Source organism: Microcoleus sp. Pol12B4 (assembly GCF_036701385.1).
In the GTDB taxonomy this organism is placed as follows: Bacteria; Cyanobacteriota; Cyanobacteriia; order Cyanobacteriales; family Microcoleaceae; genus Microcoleus.
The window spans coordinates 1-17,726 of record NZ_JAUBQR010000143.1 but is presented as its reverse complement, the minus strand read 5'-3'; the positions used below and the strand labels follow the sequence as shown (position 1 = coordinate 17,726).

The window sequence follows — 17,726 nt, the reverse complement described above, 5'->3', positions numbered from 1 at the left end:
TAACATCGAGTGTATTGGGCATTGTGTTCTCCACCATAGCTCTGCAATTGGGTTTGCGAATTTTCGATCGCAGGTTTAAGTATATTTTTATTGCTATTTTTTAATGTAACTTCATAGCGATCATTTGCAGACCTACGGTGGCATAATTACATGACGACTGGATTTGGGATTCATCGCCCATCTAAAACTCAAATCTGACAACAGAAAATTTTATGACAGTTTCTACAACACTTAAAACCGCCACTTCCCCGTTTTTGCCACCCGCTGACTCTAGAGCTAGAGTCAGCCAATTTATGAAAACCCTACAAGACGAAATTTGTCAATCCCTCGAACAGCTCGATGGTCTTGGCAAATTTAAGGAAGACTCTTGGGAACGCTCCGAAGGTGGCGGCGGACGTTCTCGCGTCATGCGCGAAGGCGACGTGTTTGAACAAGGGGGAGTCAATTTTTCCCAAGTGTGGGGCGAAAGTTTGCCGGCTTTGATTCTGGCAAAGCACCCAGAAGCTGCAGGTCACGATTTCTATGCCACGGGTACTTCGATGGTGCTGCACCCCCGCAATCCCTACTTGCCTACGGTTCACCTGAATTACCGCTATTTTGAGGCCGGCCCGATTTGGTGGTTTGGCGGCGGTGTCGATTTGACTCCTTATTACCCGTTGGCTGAGGATGCGGCTCATTTTCACAAAACTCTGAAAGCAGCTTGCGATCGCCACCATCCGGGATATTATCCGACATTTAAACTTTGGTGCGACGAATATTTCTACTTGCCTCACCGCCAAGAAACGCGCGGCGTGGGCGGTCTGTTTTTTGACTACCAAAGCGCTCAAGGCGCGCTTTACCGCGACCATCATGTCAAAGGCAAAGCCGCTGAGTGCAGCAACAACATCGGCGTGCCGGAACCTAGAACTTGGGAGTCGCTGTTCGCCTTCGTACAGGATTGCGGTCGGGCATTTTTGCCGGCTTACACCCCTATTATTGAAAAGCACCGATCGAAAGAATACGGCGAGCGCGAGCGTAATTTCCAACTTTACCGCCGCGGCCGTTACGTTGAATTTAACTTGGTGTACGATCGAGGCACGACCTTTGGCTTGCAGACCAACGGACGCACCGAATCGATTTTAATGTCCCTGCCACCTTTGGTACGCTGGGAATACTCTTACGAGCCAGAACCCAACTCTCCCGAAGCCGAACTCTACTCCAAGTTCTTAAAACCGCAAGATTGGGCGAATTGGATGCCTCAGCAGTCACCGACCTGAGTTAAACTACTGGGACAGTAACCACCGCGATAGATAATAAATTTGAGGGAAGGGTCAGTGATTCATATTGATCAAAAAACCCACACGCTTCAAGACGGTACAACAGTTATCGTCTTAGCACCGACAGGACGGTTGGACATCACTACAGCTTGGCAATTCCGCCTCAAGTTGCAAGAGTGTATTTCCAAACTTAGCCGCCATGTTGTAGTGAATCTTGGTCAGGTTAACTTTATCGATAGCTCTGGCCTGACCTCACTTGTAGCAGGTATGCGGGATGCGGATAAAGTTAAGGGAAGTTTCCGCATTTGCAATGTTCATCCCGAAGCCAAACTGGTGTTTGAAGTCACCATGATGGATTCTGTGTTTGAAATCTTTGAAACGGAAGAAGAAGCTCTAGAGGGGGTGCCGCGCGCAAGTTGACCACTCCCGCTTGCATCGGTTGCGGTGTAAGCGCAATTTAAGCTTGAGGCTCACAAAATGCGCCGGAACCCTGCACAAGAACAGGAAGCAGGTAAATTCTTGCCAGCTTCCTTATGCTTTCTTCCTTTCTTGAGAGGTTGAGAGGTTCACCAAAACACTAAAGTAGAAGAATAGGTCAAGGTAAAGTCTTGCCTTCTATCCTAGATAGCTAAATCTTTCTTCCTTGTTTCTTGTTGCTTCTTGCTTCAAACCAATATCTCAGCAGCAAAATCCTGACGCTTGACAAATCTAAAAGGGCCCATTAAAGCTCCCCAGATAGCCTTGCCTGTCGTGGGGTTTATTCCTTTGTCGTAGCTGAGAAATTCCTCGCCTGCGGCTTCAAATCCCAAGTCTACTTGGTAATTTTGCCCCCCGTAGGCAAAGCCGCAGCGAGTGCCCTCCGGCAAAGATGCCCGAAAGCGATAGCTGTTTGAGGCTAAATTTTGCACTGCAACCGACAGGGTGCAGCCGGGGAGGAGTTGGATTTGCTCCTTCGTTAGCTTTCCAAGCAAGTCGGGGTTGCAACCGGCTCCTTTGACGGCTGTAATGTCGTGGAACATATAATACTGAGCTTCGATAAGTCCCGGCGCTATCTGTGAGTGCCTCAGTTGCACGATGCGGGGGCGGTATGGCTTATCTAATTCCAGAATGTTGGCTTGTTCGGCAAACAGGACAATGCTGGGTTCGGAAAATAAAGGAACCGGTAGTGGTCTTTGCCACAAACGAAGGTGGACATACCACGCCGGGTCTGCTAGCGCTTGTTCACGGTTGTCAAATTCGCCCGCCATGTACTGGGCTAAAGCTATTAATTCAGGAGAAATTGTCATGTTTGTTTGATTTTTCACGATTAGGGGTTGACAAAACAACTTATTGTGATACGCCAGACCATATTTAGGCTGGGCAAGTCAGAAGATTAGATTTATGAGCGATCCCAGCTAAGCTATGATTGTAAAGATACTGGGGTTTTTCCCTCCTATTGCGACATATTAATTGTTGCTGCCGATCGCGCGTAAAATATTTTTGATAAGATTTTGTCTCGCAATCCGGCGGCAACGCTTAAAAAAACTGGCAATTTTTGTCAGCCCGATCGCAGAATTGACTCCCCCGACTTTACTCACGCCGCGCTGGCACGCCCGCTACGGCAAAATTATTTATCTATAAGACTCAGGTGAACAATAACCGTACTGTTTCAGATACTAAGCGAAGTTTCTATACGATTCACACTCGACCGATCAACTCAATTTACCGTCGAGTGGTGGAAGAGTTGATGGTAGAAATGCACTTGCTTTCGGCGAATGCCGATTTTCAATACGACCCGATTTATGCTTTGGGTGTAGTGACAGCTTTCGATCGATTCATGCTTGGGTACGCCCCAGAAGCAGACAGAGTTTCGATTTTTAACGCTTTGTGCAAGTCGCTAGAAGACGATCCAGAGCGCTACAAGCAAGACGCTCAGCGATTGGAAAGCTTGGCAGATAGACTTTCCGGGCAAGAGTTGCTCTCGTGGCTCGATCGCTCGACTAGCTTTGAAGATACAGCGGATTTGCAAGCGTCTTTAGGGGCGATCGCCAGCAACCCTCAATTTAAGTACAGCCGCTTGTTCGCGATCGGTTTGTTCTCGCTATTAGAAAAAGCTGACCCTAACTTGGTAAAAGACCAAGAAACGCGAAACGATGCGATCGCCAAAGTCTGTGCAGCATTACACCTGCCAAAAGACAAAGTTAGCAAAGATTTAGATTTGTACCGCAGCAATTTGGAAAAAATGGCCCAAGCGCGAATAGTGCTTCAAGATGTCATCCAAGCGGAACGGAAAAAACGCGAAAAACGAGAGACAAAAGTTACCGTCGGCCCTTCGGCTGACTCTTCGGACAGCAACAATTAATCGTTTGAAGGAAGAAGGAAGTTCGGCAACGGATTCTATAACGAATGTAACGGATCTCAGAAACAAGGAAGTTCGGCAACGGATTCTATAACAGATGTAACGGATGCCAGGAACAAGGAAGAAGAAGGAGGTTTTTATTTTAGGTAAAAAAATAAAAAACACTTAAATTTTAATTTTTTTCTTGAATTCTGGCTTCGGCCTTGTGCCTTCAGATGTTGGTTGCTCAGAAACTAAAAATCCCGCTTTCTGAATTGAGCGGGATCAACTTAACCATAAATAGAGCTGTTGGGGTGGTACTAAGGCTGCTGCTCAAAATTAGTGGCGTTAGCTTGCAGCCAAGTGCTTAGCTGTGAAAGAACTTCGTTCCCAGAAGACTTGCCCAAAGCTGTGGGGTTTGGGGTGTCGGGCCGATCCAAGTTGCGGGCGATCGCTGCGTTGACTTCTTTGGAAATCAAATCGTGAAGTTGCTCTTTAGCCCTAGCCCTTTGAAAGTGAGCTCCCTCTTCCGTCGTAGCGTACAGAGGTGGCAGCCTATTTAAAGCATAAGCTGCGATGTCTCCCACATCGAGACTAAGGTCGCTCGTCGCCTCAATTTCGGCTACCCTAGCGATCGCATCGCTGAGCACCAACTCTTCCATCACGTTGATGAACTGTTTGCGTGGCAGAACCACAACTTCGCCAGTCAACAAAGATCCCATCAGACGATCGAGAGCCATGTACTCTTCGATCGACAATTCCGAAGCCGTATTGCAGATCCGTCCCACCTCAGCTTCCATAGACGGCGTTAAATAGCCATCCTGCAAAGCCTGTTCAACAATTTTTTCAATACTCATATATGCGTCCCCGCTCAACGGCATCATTAATAAAGTTTTGTGAAGACGCAATTGTTAGCGTCTTGAGATTCGAGTTTGGAGGGTTGAGTTGAGAAATTTTATACAAATCCTAACTCAATACGGATAACAAATAACAGTTATCTGCACACCCCAGCCACAAACTTACCCCATAATTGACTATAAATCCGTCAAAACCTGTAAAAACTCCTACTCAACTCCCTGAAGCCGCCAAGGTACAGGATCGACGGACTGCCCATGCACGTAAAGTCCCCAATGCAGGTGAGGGCCTGTGGAAGCCCCCGTTGACCCCAAAGCACCAATTACTTGACCAGCTTTCACCACATCGCCTTCCTTGACATCAATCCGGCTGAGGTGCATCAAAATACTTGCTACCCCCTGACCGTGGTCAAGACCAACGACATTCCCGTGGATTTTGAACCCTTGGGATTCGCGTCCCACTAGAGACACCCGGCCTGCTGCTGGTGCGACTACAGCGGAACCGTAAGCACCCGCGTAATCAACGCCGCGGTGGTAATAGTCTTGAGCAAATACCCCATTATAATAACGTCGCACCCCGTAAATCGTGGTAATTTCGCCGGAGTTGGGGCGCAATAATTTGCCGTCCCAAAATTTTTCGGGTGTCACGAGTGCTTTAAATGCGTCTACGCGATCGAATTCGGCATCTGTACCTTCCTCGTCTTTGCCTGGAGGTAGCCAGATGGATTGAGTAGGAAAATCTCGATCGCGCACTTGCACGCTCAACTTCTGCACTTGTCCATCACCTGCGACTTGAAGAAGGCGGGCACCGGGTTTCTCTACCGGCGTCGTCGGCAGCAGGGCCCGAAAGCGACCGTTCCCGATCGGAAACGCGGGGTATTTTTTTTGCTGTAGAGAAACTGTTGGAGTTTCCCCGCCGTTACCGTCAACCTGAATAATTACTGACAGCGTATCTCCCAGTTGGGGATTTGTCGGCGTCACAACTACCTGCAAAGCTTGCACCGGCAGGGCAAAACTTAGAATACCAGCAACAATTCCCCCGATCGAACTGGCGGCTAGCTTGTTTGCTTTCAACTGCCCCCAGCGCAAAATCCGACCTGTAATTATTTCCCTACTTAGCCCGCAGTTGTCTCGATTCACAGTCATTACCATCACTAGCTGTCCTTAACCTTTGTCTCGCTGATATATTTTTAATATCTAGACTAACTATACCAATCCGCAATGATTCGAGAGAAACAGCCGTAGGTAAAAAGCTTGGTCAAAGATTTGGAGATGAGAGACTAACTTAAATAAATACTTAACTTGAGGTGATAAGAATAATAAAAATTCAGTGCGGGGAGGAAAACCCACTTGAGTCAGACGCTCACACTACCGTTTCCACCCTAGCTACTATTGCATAATTTTTAACAATTGCTATTAGTTATAGTTTACGGCGCTACAACAGAATTATTTTTAACTCTTTTGCTGTTAAATTAATTCTGTTGTAGCCGTTTATTCGGCGATAACGTTCTTCAAAGTCTCTAGTTATTCTAGTCTGTTTTTGACAAAGTAGTATGGATTCCCTATTTTAAAATCTCACATCTAAGATTGTATGAGATAAAAATTCAGAATGGCTATAATCTCTCACCTAAATTTATAGGGATTCAAAGGTAGCGGTGAAACCATTTAAGGTTAAGCATTCTTCCATAAATTCCTCTACATCATTGACATCCTCAAGCTGATATTCCATGATGCGTTGAGCATCGCCTTTCATCTTTTTGGAAGAAAGAGGCGTGGCAGGATATTTGGCAGCGATCGCTTTGAAAGCTTTGGAATGGGTATCCCAGCTTGCAGCAGAACATTTTATGATTAACAGCCACATGATTAAATTCCTCCTTGGGTTTGGTTGACTAATAGTCTGACACGAGTAACACTTAGGTCGATAATGCCGAAAAATCAAGGGATTCTGTGGTTTGGAAAAAAGCTAAAAGCCGAGCCACTATGTGAGCAACACCACCCTTAACATTAGACTCCACATTCAAAGGCATCACCGGATCGTGGAGTGATAAGCGTAACAGAAACCAGCCAGATTCGCTAGCTGACGTGCAGGAAATTCGCAGACCTTCGTAGTTATTGGGAACGATTTTCCAGTCTGCTTGCGTTGAGACAAATTGTTGCAGTTGTTGAATAACCCGATCGCCGTGAGCCTTGAAATCATCCACCCCAATTTTAATCCGAAATTCTGCACTTTCTTCGGGTTCTTTTAAATTCGCAATTAAATCCGGCAAAGATTGATTTGCTAGCTTTGACTTAGCCAATTCAATCAATAATTTGCTGACCAAATAAGCGCCATCATCCAGAAAGTAATTTTCTTTCAAAGCTCCATGTCCAGAGGTTTCAATCGCCAGCCATGATTCCTGTCCGGCTTCATTGAGGCGAATCGACTCGTCAATCACATTTTTGTAGCCGCGTTTAAAGCGATGGTGAATCCCTTTTAGATCCTGTTCGATGAATTGTGTCAAGCCATCGGAGGTGATAGAATCGGTGACAATAGTAGAGCCTGGGTGTTCTTTTAATACGATCGCAGAAATCAAGGCAATTAAGCGATTGCGATTGAGTTCCTTGCCAACTTGATCGACGGCCGCACTGCGATCAACATCGGTATCAAAAATAATCCCAAAATCAGCTTGATGTTCAATTACCGCTTGACAAATTGACTGCATTGCCTGTTTATCTTCGGGATTTGGCACATGATTGGGGAAAGTACCATCGGGTTCTAAAAACTGACTGCCCGTGGTGTCTGCACCTAAAGGTTTTAAGACTTTATCAACATAAAAGCCGCCAGCACCATTGCCTGCATCCACAACAATTTTTAATCCTGTCAGCGGCTGCTCAAAGTTATCGAGATGATTGACTGCTTCCCGGATTTTTGTGACAAATTGGTTAGCATAAACAGAGATAAAATCATGCTTTGTAATCTTACCGGGCGATGAGGTTGGCTGAAAGTAATTGCTTTGGGCTAGTGTTAAGATATCTGTAATATCCTGTTTTTGTAATCCACCTTTGGCGGTGAAAAACTTTAAGCCATTTCGATTAAAGGGCAAATGGCTAGCAGTGAGCATAATCGCGCCGTCGCAATCAAAACCAGGGGTGATGGTACTCATAAACATGGCGGGGGTTGAGGCCATTTCAAAGTCGTACACAGTTGCACCAACTGAGGTGATTCCCTCCATGACTGCTTGCATTAAGGTTGGCCCTGATAGGCGACTGTCACGCCCGATGGCGATCGTTAATTCTGCCGCTGGTTTATTGACTTTTTGCACCAGCCAACTGACAAAGGATTTACCTAAGATTGTCGCAATTTCGGGGGTGAGGTTGACTTTTTCATTGGGAACGCCTTCGAGGGCGATACCGCGAATGTCTGATCCATTTTGAAGTTTTGTCCAGTTGAAGATTTGCATAATAATAATTGATGGTAATTACAAAAATAGGAGTCGGCTGTTGAAACCTATCATACAAACTTTCGTCTGCCACTAGACGGTTCGACTCCTTTTCGCCGAACGTCTTTCGCGGACTAAGAAATAAACAGGGGAGAAATTTTGGATTTGGTATTATTAGTCATTAGGGTGACAGAGTTTTTCAATTCAATCAGCTAATCGGCATTTAAGTTGTATTTAAAGAAACAATCCCCGTCTTGTGGGTGGGATTTAAGCAACGCCCAAAATATCCAATTGAAATGTTGAACAGCTTACTGGAATTTTGGCCCCATCACCGCTAAGCTTAAGCTCTAATTCCTTAGCCGCGTTCAACGCTGTAAATGGCCTGCAAGCGGAACTCACCATGAGCGGGAACTTCCACAATATCTGTAGCTGCATTGGTCGTTTCTACGCAGAGTAAACGCTGATAATCGGCATCATCAAGGTCGGCCATATTTGCAGAAATTGTCACCCAGGGATTCCACACTACGACGGATTTACTACCAGATGATTTAATGCGAATCCGGCGATTGAGGGCGCTATCGTCAATGACTAATTCATTGGTGACATCAAGATAAATGCGATCGACTTCACCTGTTACTACCACTGCACCCACTTGAGTTTTTTCCACACCACCATCAGCCTTATCAAGATACTGGCTATTTTCTAAGCCTAAAACCTGCACGCGGTTGATATCGCCGACTTGGAAATAGGTGTGCAAAGCTTGGGTGAGGGGAAATGCTTTGTCGCCTAAATTGCGGGTGATTAATTCTACAGTGAGGCTGGTGCCGATCGTAATTGCGATCGCCAGTTCAAAGGCTTGCGGCCAAATTGCTCTAGTTTCATCGGTATCCTTGAGCCCGAGAGTGACTTTGGTGGCGCCGTCTGGAGTTGTGGCGGTTTCTAGCACATTCCAGAGGCGATTCCGCACAAACCCATGACTCGGACGCCCCAAGGCTTCGGGATCGGGGCCAAACCAGGGCCAACAGATGGGTATACCGCCTTTTATGGCTTTCCCTTCGGCGTAGTAGGCTTTTTCGCTGACGAACATCAAGTCTGTGGTTTCGGCGGCGGGTTGAAAGGAGAGCACTTGACCGGAATACACAGAAATTAAGGCTTTGGCTTGACCGTTGTCGATGTGAATCATCGGGAAACCACCGTTTCCGGTGGCGAAGGTGAGGTTCCCGGCAATGCCGTAGTCTGTGTTTAATTGGTCAATACTCATGCTGTTGGCTTGGTGAATTGCTTTACAATTATCCGATATTATGGTTGCTAGATTGATTAGATTGTTGGGTTGCACGGGGGAAGGTGCGATCGACACAACGATGCACTCAGAGAAACGGATTGGGAGTGCCTACATATCGGGAGGGGATGTGCGATCAAACCCACCGACACACCTTGCTGAGTTCCCTGTAAGCAAGCTAATGCAGCAGTTCATCAAAAGCCGGCGCATTTGCAAAACTCCGCATCTCTTCGAGGGTGATTTCAGGCGACAATTGCCAGAAATACGCCGAAAACAGGGCAAAGAGCACTATCCGACTGACTGCATCCGCTAGCGTTGGCATCGAATCACGTCACGGCGATGGGAACGTGCCTTGTACTTGAGGCGATCGCAGAATCAAAAAAGCCTTTATTGAGCGACTGGTTTACAGAAACACTAAACAAGTAATTCCTAGTGGATTTGTGTAAAACCGACGATCGCAAATCCGCTTAATTACCAAGCGCGAGCGTATTGAACTGGAGCAGGCACGGATTGACGTAGTTGCTTCGCAGCCTGCATCGGCCAATAAGGATCGCGCAGCATTTCTCTGGCAAGTAATACCATATCTGCTTGACCTGTAAGGATGATGTGGTCGGCCTGCGCGGGTGCAGTAATCATACCAACGGCTCCGGTGGCGATGTTCGCGGAGCGTCGAATGCGATCGGCAAAGGTAGTTTGATAACCTGCACCCGTCGGAATTTTTTCACCCGGTACAATTGCGCCTGAGGAACAATCGATTAAATCAACGCCCAGTGACTTTAATTTATAGCTGAGTACAATACTTTGTTCAATGTCCCAACCATTTGGAAGCCAATCGGTTGCAGAGATGCGAACCCAAAGCGGTGTTCGATCGGGCAAAACATTTCGCACCGCTTCTACGACTTCACATAAAAACCGGATGCGATTCTCAAAACTGCCACCATACTCATCTGTCCGTTGATTGCTCAAGGGAGACATAAATTCATGCAATAGGTAGCCGTGAGCCGCATGGATCTCTATTACGTCAAATCCGGCTTCGAGGGCGCGTTGGGCTGCGTTCACAAAGAGTGTCGTCTGCTTCTGAATTTCTTCGATACTCAGAGCGCTAGGGGCGGTGGTACCGGGTTCAAATGGAATGGCGCTAGGGGCGATCGAAGTCCATCCTCCTTGAGATTCCGAAAGCACATCGCCGCCATCCCACGGAGCTGCTGTACTGGCTTTTCGACCTGCATGAGCAATTTGAATTCCAGCAACCGCACCATTGCGGTGAATTAACTCAACGATTCGCGCCAACATTTCAATGTGAGCATCTTGCCAGATTCCCAAATCTTGCGGCGTAATTCGTCCTTCAGGCTCGACTGCCGCTGCTTCAGTCATCACCAGCCCGGCCCCTCCTACGGCTCGACTGACGAGATGAACCAGATGCCAATCATTCGCGAATCCATCAACGCTTGAATATTGACACATGGGAGAAACTGCAATGCGATTTCGGAAGCTAACGCCACGTTGATCGAATGGCTCAAATAAATGCGGCATGGTTGTAAACCCGTGAGTTATATAAATGCACAGATGTCAAGTACAGACTTTATTGACGCTGGGAAGTTGACTGACCTCATTCCACCAAGTCCGCAGCTTTGAAGTTTGCGCGATCGTTGCTTCGTACTCTGCGGTCTGGGATAGGTAGGTGAAGACTGAAATTAGGTAGAAATTGGCAATGCTCAGTTCGTCACCGAGCAAATACGGGAGTCAGTGAGGGACTCGATCGCCTCTAGTGAAGTCTTTACAGGTGCGACGGCAGATTTGTCAACCTATATCCCGAATGGACTTGTCATTTTGAGGTATCAAGAGCAACGACAAAATTACTTGTCTAAAACCTAAATCTTTATTGTTAGCAAAACCGGGGATTTCTATAAAAAAACACAAAAGTGTCAGAGTAATTATGCAGTAGATTGGGTAAATCCGCAAGCATGGCTTGACTAAAAACGATTTCAACTAATTTTTTTTACCGATCGGCGATCGGTGAACGTACACATGATAGAACCTCTCCCTACAAAAAAGTAATCAACTTCACTCCACCCAGCCTGGAATTGATTAAAAAAAGTAACTTGATTTAATCTTTCCCCGCTCATCGGATTGAGGTGAAACATTACCCCAAATCAAGCCCCCATGCCTCGATCGAGTTGTAAGACATTAAGCTTTTTGTGAGGAGATAAACTCTTTGGTATCAGAAAATACCTGGTTCTATAGTTGCAGTTGCCCTCGGTGCCCCACTACAGTCAACCCACTAAACATAGTCAACACATTAGATACTATAATATAACTTTATATTTTTTTCATAAACTTGTGCAAGAAGACTTCCGACTGATCGTTGACTTAGTTCTAGTTCTCGCTGCTGCCGCAGCAGGAGGACTCTTTGCATCGCTTTTGCGACAGCCGGTAATTCTCGGGTATCTCCTGGGAGGGATCGTAGTTGGGCCGGCAGGTTTCGGGCTGATTAAAGAATTAATTCAGGTAGACACCCTGGCTAAATTCGGGGTTGCCTTTCTGTTGTTTGCCTTGGGAGTAGAATTTTCTTTCGCTGAACTCCAGAAAGTTAAAACCATTAGTTTGGGCGGAGGGGGCTTGCAAATTGTGCTGACGATCGCCTTTACTACTGCAATTTCCTTGGGTGTAGGCTGGGTAGAATCGCCCGCTCAAGGGGTGTTTTTAGGGGCGATTCTGTCGCTTTCTTCGACTGCAGTTGTACTCAAGTGCTTGATGGAGCGCAATGAATCCGGTACTTCCCACGGTCAAGTCATGCTGGGAATATTAGTAGTTCAAGATTTAGCTTTGGGGCTAATGCTAGCAGTTTTGCCGGCACTCAATCAGCCAGCAGAAGAGATCGGCATGACGGTAGCGTGGGCCCTGCTGCGGATCGGGTTATTTGCTATCGGTGCTGTAGTCGCGGGCATTTGGATGGTACCGCAGTTGCTGCGCTATTTGGCGAAAACAGAAAGCCGGGAACTGTTTTTGCTCGGAGTTGTGGTTTTGGCTTTAGGGATTGCGCTACTGACAGAATATTTGGGTTTTTCGATCGAGATGGGCGCATTTGTGGCGGGTTTAATGATTTCGGAGGTGGAATATGCCGACCAAACTCTAACTTACGTCGAGCCTTTGCGAGATATTTTTGCATCCTTATTTTTTGTCACCATCGGAATGTTAATTGACCCGGTGTTTCTGTGGAACCATCTAGAATTAATTCTGGGACTGGTATTTCTAGTATTTGTCGGCAAATTCTTGATCGTCGCGCCGATCGTCCGACTATTTGGCTATCCGCTAAAAACAGCATTGATCACAGGTTTGGGCTTAGCTCAAATAGGAGAATTCTCCTTTGTACTCGCTAGTGCCGGCCAAGCTATGGGGCTGGTTTCGCGGAACGTTTACCTGTTAATTTTAGGCACGACAGCAGTCACCCTCGTGCTGACTCCGTTTGTGTTGAGAAGCGTGCCGCAGTTATTGAAATGGGCGGAAAATTTTGGGCCTTTGCAGCGCTATTTTGACGAAACATCTCAACCTGTGGCAATAGCTGAAACTTTGCCGGAACAAAATTATGTTGTGGTTTGCGGCTACGGGCGAGTCGGCAGAATTTTAGTCAAAATGCTGCAAAGCCGCAACTGTTCAGTTGTGGTGATCGACGAGTCAGAAAGTAGAATTCAAGAGTGTAGAGTGCAAGGAATTCCTTACATTTATGGGAATGCTGCCAGCTTGCACGTATTGGAAGCCGCCCGGGTGGAACGGGCAAAAGCAATGGCGATCGCCCTTCCCGATCCCATGAGCACTCGTTTATGTCTGAAGCGGGCTTTAGAATTAGTCCCGGATTTGGATATTGTGGTGTGCGCGAACCAAGATAAAGACATCGAACTGCTTTACCAACTGGGGGCCTGGGAAGTCGTGCAGCCGGAGTTTGAAGCCAGTTTAGAACTGTCTTCTCACTTGCTCGCTGGCATGGGACTCTCGGCAATGGCGATCGGGCGGGATGTGCAGCAAATTCGCAGCAGTCGCTATCTGGAATTGCGGCCACCGCGGGAACCTTTGGCGGTTTCGCGGGATTTGAAAGTGGCGGTTCGAGATATGAACAGCGAGTGGTACAGCTTGCCGTCGGGTTCTCCCATCGCCAGCATGACTCTGGAAGAAACTAACTTGCGGCAGTTGACAGGCGTCAGCGTAATGGCGATCGTCCGCGAGAATGGCGAGGAAATTGATTATCCTAACGGGAAGACAGCTTTGCAGCCGGGCGATCGACTTTTTGTAGTGGGAGAACCGGAAGAACTCATCAGTTTTGAGTTGCTGGCGAAGGGAGAAGTTGCAGTACCGCAGGGCGACAGTTCTTGCCAGTGGCTGAGGCTACCAGCAAACAGCCCTTGGGCGGGCAAAAAACTGTCAGAGGTAGATTTGCTGACCCAGTACGGGGTGCAGGTGCGGGCGATCCGCCGGGAAGGGAAATTTACTCGCTGGCCCGACGGAACTAGCAATTTGCAAGAAGGCGATCGTTTGCTGCTGTGCGGCGGCTTCTACGAGCTCGGCTTGATGCAGCGGACTGCCTCACCACCGATGCCGCAACCTGCTTTAAAGCTGCCTTTGGTCAAGGTCCAAGTCAGCGAAAAGCTGTTTAGCGATTAGGGAAGGAAGAGGGAAGAAGGAAGAAGGAAGAGGGAAGAGCGAAGAGGGAAGAAGGAAGAGGGAAGATTTTTCCCCTCTCCCAATCTCCCTCTCTTCCCAGGGCTGTTTCATTCGACCTAGGGGCCGTGCCCCCCTGCCGGCCCTCTTGGTCTGATCTGCTAATCGAATCGTCTAGGTCGGGGGTAGGCACTCTTGGCACTACAAGAGTCAAAATTCATGTTTTTGGTGAGAATGAAACAGCCCTGCCCCTCTCCCACTCTCCCCGTCTCCTCAGCCGTTGGGTTTGAGATAAGCAATTGCTGGCCGCGAGATCAGAATTTGTGTTTCTGAGGGATCTAGGAGGCAAATGCAGCTATTATCCTGCCAAAAAATTCTGCCAGCTAATAAGTCCCCGGTCAGGAGTTTGAGCTCCACCTGTTGTTTGTCTTTGATGTAGCTTTGTATTAAGCGAACGCTGGGCAATCCGGTTTCAAATTCAGACATAGTTCCGAAAAATATAGTCAAATATTACCTTAAACCATATTCTTCTGTTTATACCGTTTAAACCTTACTGCCACAATTACAAGTGCCTGTACCCGATGACAGAGAAACCCATTGACGGTTACTTTTCTACCGATATTCATTGAGCCATTGACATCAGCATTAATTAGATATCCCTGTAGAGTTATAAAAATTATATTTGTTGATATTTGACTAGAAAGGACTATAAATTGCATAAAGTTTTATAATACTAGGAAATGGGTAATTGGGTCATCAAATTATCTAATCCGTTTTAACCAAAAGAGGTTTGTTTTTATGCCGATCGAGTTTGCGAAGTATCAGGGACTGGGAAATGATTTTATTCTGATTGACAACCGCCACTCGTCAGAACCAGCGATCACGCCAGAACAAGCTGTGGATTTGTGCGATCGACATTTCGGGATTGGCGCAGACGGTGTGATCTTTGCTCTTCCGGGTCAAAACGACACTGACTATACGATGCGGATTTTTAACTCCGACGGTTCGGAACCGGAAATGTGCGGCAACGGGATTCGCTGTTTGGCTAAGTTTATCGCCGATTTGGAAGGGTCAGAGGCGAAAACTCACTACCGTATCCACACTCTGGCTGGTGTGATTACCCCGGAATTGCGATCGGACGGTCAGGTGAAAGTGGATATGGGGGTTCCCCGGCTGCTGGCTGCGGAAATCCCGACAACTTTGGCTGCACCGGATGCCAAAGCTATAGATGTGCCGATCGAAGTGGCTGATAAATCTTGGTCTGTTACCTGTGTCAGCATGGGAAATCCTCACTGCATTACTTTTCTAGAGGATGTTGCGGCTGTTGCTTTAGAAACTGTCGGGCCTCAATTCGAGCACAACAAAGCATTCCCGCAGCGTACCAATACGGAGTTTATTCAAGTGATACGTTCAGACTACGTAAAAATGCGGGTGTGGGAAAGAGGCGCTGGTGTTACTCTAGCTTGTGGGACTGGTGCTTGTGCTGCTGTGGTAGCTGGGGTGTTGGTAGGGAAGTGCGATCGGGTAACTGCAGTTGAGCTTCCCGGCGGCGTTTTGGAAATCGAATGGGCAGAAGTTTCTGGGCGGATTTACATGACCGGGCCGGCACAGCGAGTATTTACTGGTTGTATGAGTGATTAGTCATCAGTCATTAGTCATTAGTTATTAGTCATCAGTCATTAGTCAGAAAGAATTTTTTGTTGAATTAACAAGCAATAAAAATTATTGAAATCAAAGTTTTTATTGAATTCAGACCAATGCCTTCTGCCTTAACAAGTCATTGGCTGCAGACTGAAGACTGAAGACTAATAACTAAGCCTGAAATCTAAAATCTAAAATCTAAAATCTAAAATTAAGTAGGTGGGCTTGCATGGCAGGAGGTATTTATCTGATTCAGGACGACGACAGGCTGGTAGAAATGATGGAACAGCCCTACGACTCGGAAGACCAGTTACAAGACTTGCTAGTAACTTATCCTAATTTGATCGCGGGAGACCAAATCGATCGGGCGACGGCGCGGAGGTGGCTGTTAATTTCGCGGGAAGCTGCACCCAGCGATGAGGAAACAGCGGTGCAGTGGTCGCTGGATCATTTGTTTCTCGACCAAAATGCAGTTCCTACTTTGGTGGATGTCCGGCGAACTCCTAATGCCGAACTGCGGCAAAAAGTTTTGGGTCAGTCGATCGACTATGCTGCTAATGCGTTGTTTTACTGGCCGATCGATTCAATTATTTCTCTGTTTGAAGCTAATTGTCGCGATCGGGGTCGCGATCCCGAACAGATTTTTGAAGAGTTTCTCGGTGCGGATGCTAATGAAGACAGATTTTGGCAGAAGGTTAAAACTAATTTGCAAGCGGGTAAAGTTCGCTTAGTGTTTGTAGCTGACGAGATTTCCGCTGAAATGCGCCGAGTTGTGGAATTTCTCAACGAACAAATGGACCCGGTTGAAGTTTTGGCCCTGGAAATTAAGCAGTATGTAAGTGAAGACGGCCTCAGAACTTTGGTTCCCAGAGTGATCGGTCAGACAGCGGAAGCACAGCAGAAAAAATCCAGCGCAACGCGCGAAAGAAGGCGCTGGGATGAATCTTCATTTTTTGCGGAAATCAAAGCTAGACGGGGAGCGGACGAGGCGCAAATGGCAAAAGCAATTTACCTGTGGGCCAAAAGTCAAGAACCCGAAGTTCAAATCCAGTGGGGAACGGGGGACGCCTACGGTGGTTTCGCCGCTCAATTGGCTCACAGAGGAAGAAAACCCTATCAGTTATTCACTGTAGATATTACTGGCAGAATGGAGATTTCTGCTGACAATTACGGTTCCCAACCGCCGTTTAATGGGGAACACAATTGGCTGGAATTGAGAAGTAAACTGAGTTCGATCGGTCTGTCGCTACCTACAGAACCGGGCGAGAGAAGGTCGCCGAGTCTGGCTTTGTTTACTTTGCAAGACGAATCTGCCCTCAAGCAAGTTATACAAACTTTTGATTGGGTGATTGAGCAAATTCAAGCGTTATAGTTATTTGTCATTTGTAGGGTGATATTCGGCCCAGCTTACCCCTATTTGTAGCGTGCGCCGAATATCAGCAAAGAACGAGCGGAAAGCCCCTGGTTTTAGCGCTTTACCCTTATTAACTGATTTCATTTGTCCTCAATCTTGATTAAATAGTTATTAGTTGTTAGCTGTTAACTATTAACTAATGACCAATGACTAATGACTCATGACCATGACTATTGATAGCGAATGTTTGCTTGTTTCATGCGCCGCAGGGCTTCTCCCAAGCGATCGCAATCTGCAATTAAACTAATTCTCACATATCCTTCGCCGCCGGGTCCAAAAGCATTGCCAGGAGTCACCACAACACCCGTTTGCTGCAAAACATTCAGGGCAAAATCAGTCGAACTCATGCCCGGAGTGCAGGGAACCCAAAGATACATTGCAGCCAGAGGTTTAGGAATATTCCACCCTAATTCTGCCAATCCTTCCACCATGAAATCGCGGCGAGTCCTGTAACGATTCTGCACTTCGTGCAAGTAACTATCCGGCAATTGCAGTGCTGTTTCAGCGGCTGTTTGCAATGCGGAAAATATACCGTAATCTAGGTTAGTTTTTAATGTCCGCAAACCTTGAATAATCTTGCTATTTCCTACTACAAAACCGACGCGCCAGCCGGCCATATTGTAAGTTTTGGACATGGTGTGAAATTCAACACCGATTTCTTTCCCGCCGGGAATTTCTAATAAACTTGTCGGTTGATAGCCGTCAAAGGCTAATTCCGCATAACACAAGTCGTGAACCAGCAAGATTTGATGTTTGTGTGCGAAAGCAACAATATCTTTGTAAAATTCGCGGGGTGCAGTTGCTCCAGTCGGATTACTGGGATAATTGAAATAGAGTATTTTGGCTTGTTCGGCTACGCTGTCGGGAATGTCGGCTAAGTCAATTACCCAGTC

The 17,726-nt window shown here is 46.9% G+C and carries 18 protein-coding genes; 7 read left to right on the top strand and 11 right to left on the bottom strand.

What is annotated here, in order from left to right:
- Nucleotides 1–212: 212 nt before the first annotated feature.
- Both hemF and QUA38_RS19110 read left to right on the top strand, forming a co-directional pair.
- Nucleotides 213–1,256, top strand: coding sequence for an oxygen-dependent coproporphyrinogen oxidase (gene hemF / locus QUA38_RS19115; protein ID WP_333164484.1), 1,044 nt, complete (start codon nucleotides 213–215; stop codon nucleotides 1,254–1,256).
- Nucleotides 1,257–1,313: 57 nt separating this feature from the next.
- Nucleotides 1,314–1,676, top strand: a complete 363-nt coding sequence (locus tag QUA38_RS19110) for an STAS domain-containing protein (RefSeq protein ID WP_006631392.1) — start codon at nucleotides 1,314–1,316, stop codon at nucleotides 1,674–1,676.
- Between the two features lie 245 nt (nucleotides 1,677–1,921).
- Here the strand turns inward: QUA38_RS19110 and QUA38_RS19105 are convergent, their stop codons facing one another.
- Complete coding sequence (locus tag QUA38_RS19105; protein ID WP_333164482.1) at nucleotides 1,922–2,542, bottom strand: chromophore lyase CpcT/CpeT; 621 nt, start codon at nucleotides 2,540–2,542, stop codon at nucleotides 1,922–1,924.
- Between the two features lie 193 nt (nucleotides 2,543–2,735).
- On the opposite strand from QUA38_RS19105, the gene QUA38_RS19100 reads away from it, so the two are divergent.
- Both QUA38_RS19100 and psb29 read left to right on the top strand, forming a co-directional pair.
- Nucleotides 2,736–2,876 carry a hypothetical protein gene (locus QUA38_RS19100; RefSeq protein ID WP_333164481.1) on the top strand — a complete coding sequence of 47 codons (141 nt, stop codon included), beginning with the start codon at nucleotides 2,736–2,738 and terminating at the stop codon, nucleotides 2,874–2,876.
- Nucleotides 2,877–2,883: 7 nt separating this feature from the next.
- Nucleotides 2,884–3,597, top strand: coding sequence for a photosystem II biogenesis protein Psp29 (gene psb29 / locus QUA38_RS19095; RefSeq protein ID WP_333164479.1), 714 nt, complete (start codon nucleotides 2,884–2,886; stop codon nucleotides 3,595–3,597).
- Nucleotides 3,598–3,893: 296 nt separating this feature from the next.
- Here psb29 and QUA38_RS19090 read toward each other — a convergent pair whose 3' ends face one another.
- From QUA38_RS19090 to QUA38_RS19055, 8 genes are all read right to left on the bottom strand, one after another.
- The gene (locus tag QUA38_RS19090) at nucleotides 3,894–4,430 is read right to left on the bottom strand and encodes a late competence development ComFB family protein (RefSeq protein ID WP_333164476.1); all 537 of its coding nucleotides are present in this window, start codon (nucleotides 4,428–4,430) and stop codon (nucleotides 3,894–3,896) included.
- 207 nt (nucleotides 4,431–4,637) lie between these two features.
- Nucleotides 4,638–5,579, bottom strand: a complete 942-nt coding sequence (locus QUA38_RS19085) for a M23 family metallopeptidase (protein ID WP_333164486.1) — start codon at nucleotides 5,577–5,579, stop codon at nucleotides 4,638–4,640.
- 481 nt (nucleotides 5,580–6,060) lie between these two features.
- Nucleotides 6,061–6,288, bottom strand: a complete 228-nt coding sequence (locus QUA38_RS19080; protein ID WP_333039991.1) for a hypothetical protein — start codon at nucleotides 6,286–6,288, stop codon at nucleotides 6,061–6,063.
- Nucleotides 6,289–6,340: 52 nt separating this feature from the next.
- Nucleotides 6,341–7,867: a phosphomannomutase/phosphoglucomutase gene (locus QUA38_RS19075; protein WP_333164474.1), complete on the bottom strand. Its 1,527-nt coding sequence runs from the start codon at nucleotides 7,865–7,867 to the stop codon at nucleotides 6,341–6,343.
- Between the two features lie 334 nt (nucleotides 7,868–8,201).
- Entirely contained in the window at nucleotides 8,202–9,107 is a 906-nt protein-coding gene (locus QUA38_RS19070) for a D-hexose-6-phosphate mutarotase (protein ID WP_333164471.1), read from the bottom strand.
- Nucleotides 9,108–9,303: 196 nt separating this feature from the next.
- Nucleotides 9,304–9,447 (bottom strand): hypothetical protein, encoded by a 144-nt coding sequence (locus QUA38_RS19065; protein ID WP_333164469.1) that lies wholly within the window; start codon nucleotides 9,445–9,447, stop codon nucleotides 9,304–9,306.
- A 149-nt stretch (nucleotides 9,448–9,596) separates the two neighbouring features.
- Entirely contained in the window at nucleotides 9,597–10,658 is a 1,062-nt protein-coding gene (locus tag QUA38_RS19060; protein WP_333164466.1) for an NADH:flavin oxidoreductase/NADH oxidase, read from the bottom strand.
- Nucleotides 10,659–10,694: 36 nt separating this feature from the next.
- Nucleotides 10,695–10,859, bottom strand: coding sequence for a hypothetical protein (locus QUA38_RS19055; protein ID WP_333164463.1), 165 nt, complete (start codon nucleotides 10,857–10,859; stop codon nucleotides 10,695–10,697).
- Between the two features lie 606 nt (nucleotides 10,860–11,465).
- On the opposite strand from QUA38_RS19055, the gene QUA38_RS19050 reads away from it, so the two are divergent.
- Nucleotides 11,466–13,781 carry a cation:proton antiporter gene (locus QUA38_RS19050; RefSeq protein WP_333164461.1) on the top strand — a complete coding sequence of 772 codons (2,316 nt, stop codon included), beginning with the start codon at nucleotides 11,466–11,468 and terminating at the stop codon, nucleotides 13,779–13,781.
- A 270-nt stretch (nucleotides 13,782–14,051) separates the two neighbouring features.
- Here QUA38_RS19050 and QUA38_RS19045 read toward each other — a convergent pair whose 3' ends face one another.
- A complete protein-coding gene (locus QUA38_RS19045; protein ID WP_333164459.1) occupies nucleotides 14,052–14,264 on the bottom strand; it encodes an Hfq-related RNA-binding protein in 213 nt (70 codons plus the stop codon).
- A 312-nt stretch (nucleotides 14,265–14,576) separates the two neighbouring features.
- Here QUA38_RS19045 and dapF point away from each other — a divergent pair, with 312 nt between their 5' ends.
- Complete coding sequence (gene dapF / locus QUA38_RS19040; protein ID WP_333164457.1) at nucleotides 14,577–15,419, top strand: diaminopimelate epimerase; 843 nt, start codon at nucleotides 14,577–14,579, stop codon at nucleotides 15,417–15,419.
- A 229-nt stretch (nucleotides 15,420–15,648) separates the two neighbouring features.
- A complete protein-coding gene (locus QUA38_RS19035; RefSeq protein WP_333164455.1) occupies nucleotides 15,649–16,791 on the top strand; it encodes a hypothetical protein in 1,143 nt (380 codons plus the stop codon).
- A gap of 212 nt (nucleotides 16,792–17,003) precedes the next feature.
- Here the strand turns inward: QUA38_RS19035 and QUA38_RS19030 are convergent.
- A partial coding sequence (locus tag QUA38_RS19030) for an aminotransferase class I/II-fold pyridoxal phosphate-dependent enzyme (protein ID WP_333164453.1) occupies nucleotides 17,004–17,726 on the bottom strand: 723 nt, incomplete at its 5' end.

Bases quoted from the DNA above. Each gene is read 5' to 3' on its own strand.
- QUA38_RS19045 (WP_333164459.1), bottom strand. From the start codon at position 14,264: ATGTCTGAATTTGAAACCGGATTGCCCAGCGTTCGCTTAATACAAAGC.
- QUA38_RS19085 (WP_333164486.1), bottom strand. From the start codon at position 5,579: ATGGTAATGACTGTGAATCGAGACAACTGCGGGCTAAGTAGGGAAATA.
- dapF (WP_333164457.1), top strand. From the start codon at position 14,577: ATGCCGATCGAGTTTGCGAAGTATCAGGGACTGGGAAATGATTTTATT.
- QUA38_RS19035 (WP_333164455.1), top strand. From the start codon at position 15,649: ATGGCAGGAGGTATTTATCTGATTCAGGACGACGACAGGCTGGTAGAA.
- QUA38_RS19065 (WP_333164469.1), bottom strand. From the start codon at position 9,447: ATGCCAACGCTAGCGGATGCAGTCAGTCGGATAGTGCTCTTTGCCCTG.
- hemF (WP_333164484.1), top strand. From the start codon at position 213: ATGACAGTTTCTACAACACTTAAAACCGCCACTTCCCCGTTTTTGCCA.
- QUA38_RS19090 (WP_333164476.1), bottom strand. From the start codon at position 4,430: ATGAGTATTGAAAAAATTGTTGAACAGGCTTTGCAGGATGGCTATTTA.
- QUA38_RS19075 (WP_333164474.1), bottom strand. From the start codon at position 7,867: ATGCAAATCTTCAACTGGACAAAACTTCAAAATGGATCAGACATTCGC.
- QUA38_RS19060 (WP_333164466.1), bottom strand. From the start codon at position 10,658: ATGCCGCATTTATTTGAGCCATTCGATCAACGTGGCGTTAGCTTCCGA.
- QUA38_RS19105 (WP_333164482.1), bottom strand. From the start codon at position 2,542: ATGACAATTTCTCCTGAATTAATAGCTTTAGCCCAGTACATGGCGGGC.
- QUA38_RS19080 (WP_333039991.1), bottom strand. From the start codon at position 6,288: ATGTGGCTGTTAATCATAAAATGTTCTGCTGCAAGCTGGGATACCCAT.
- QUA38_RS19070 (WP_333164471.1), bottom strand. From the start codon at position 9,107: ATGAGTATTGACCAATTAAACACAGACTACGGCATTGCCGGGAACCTC.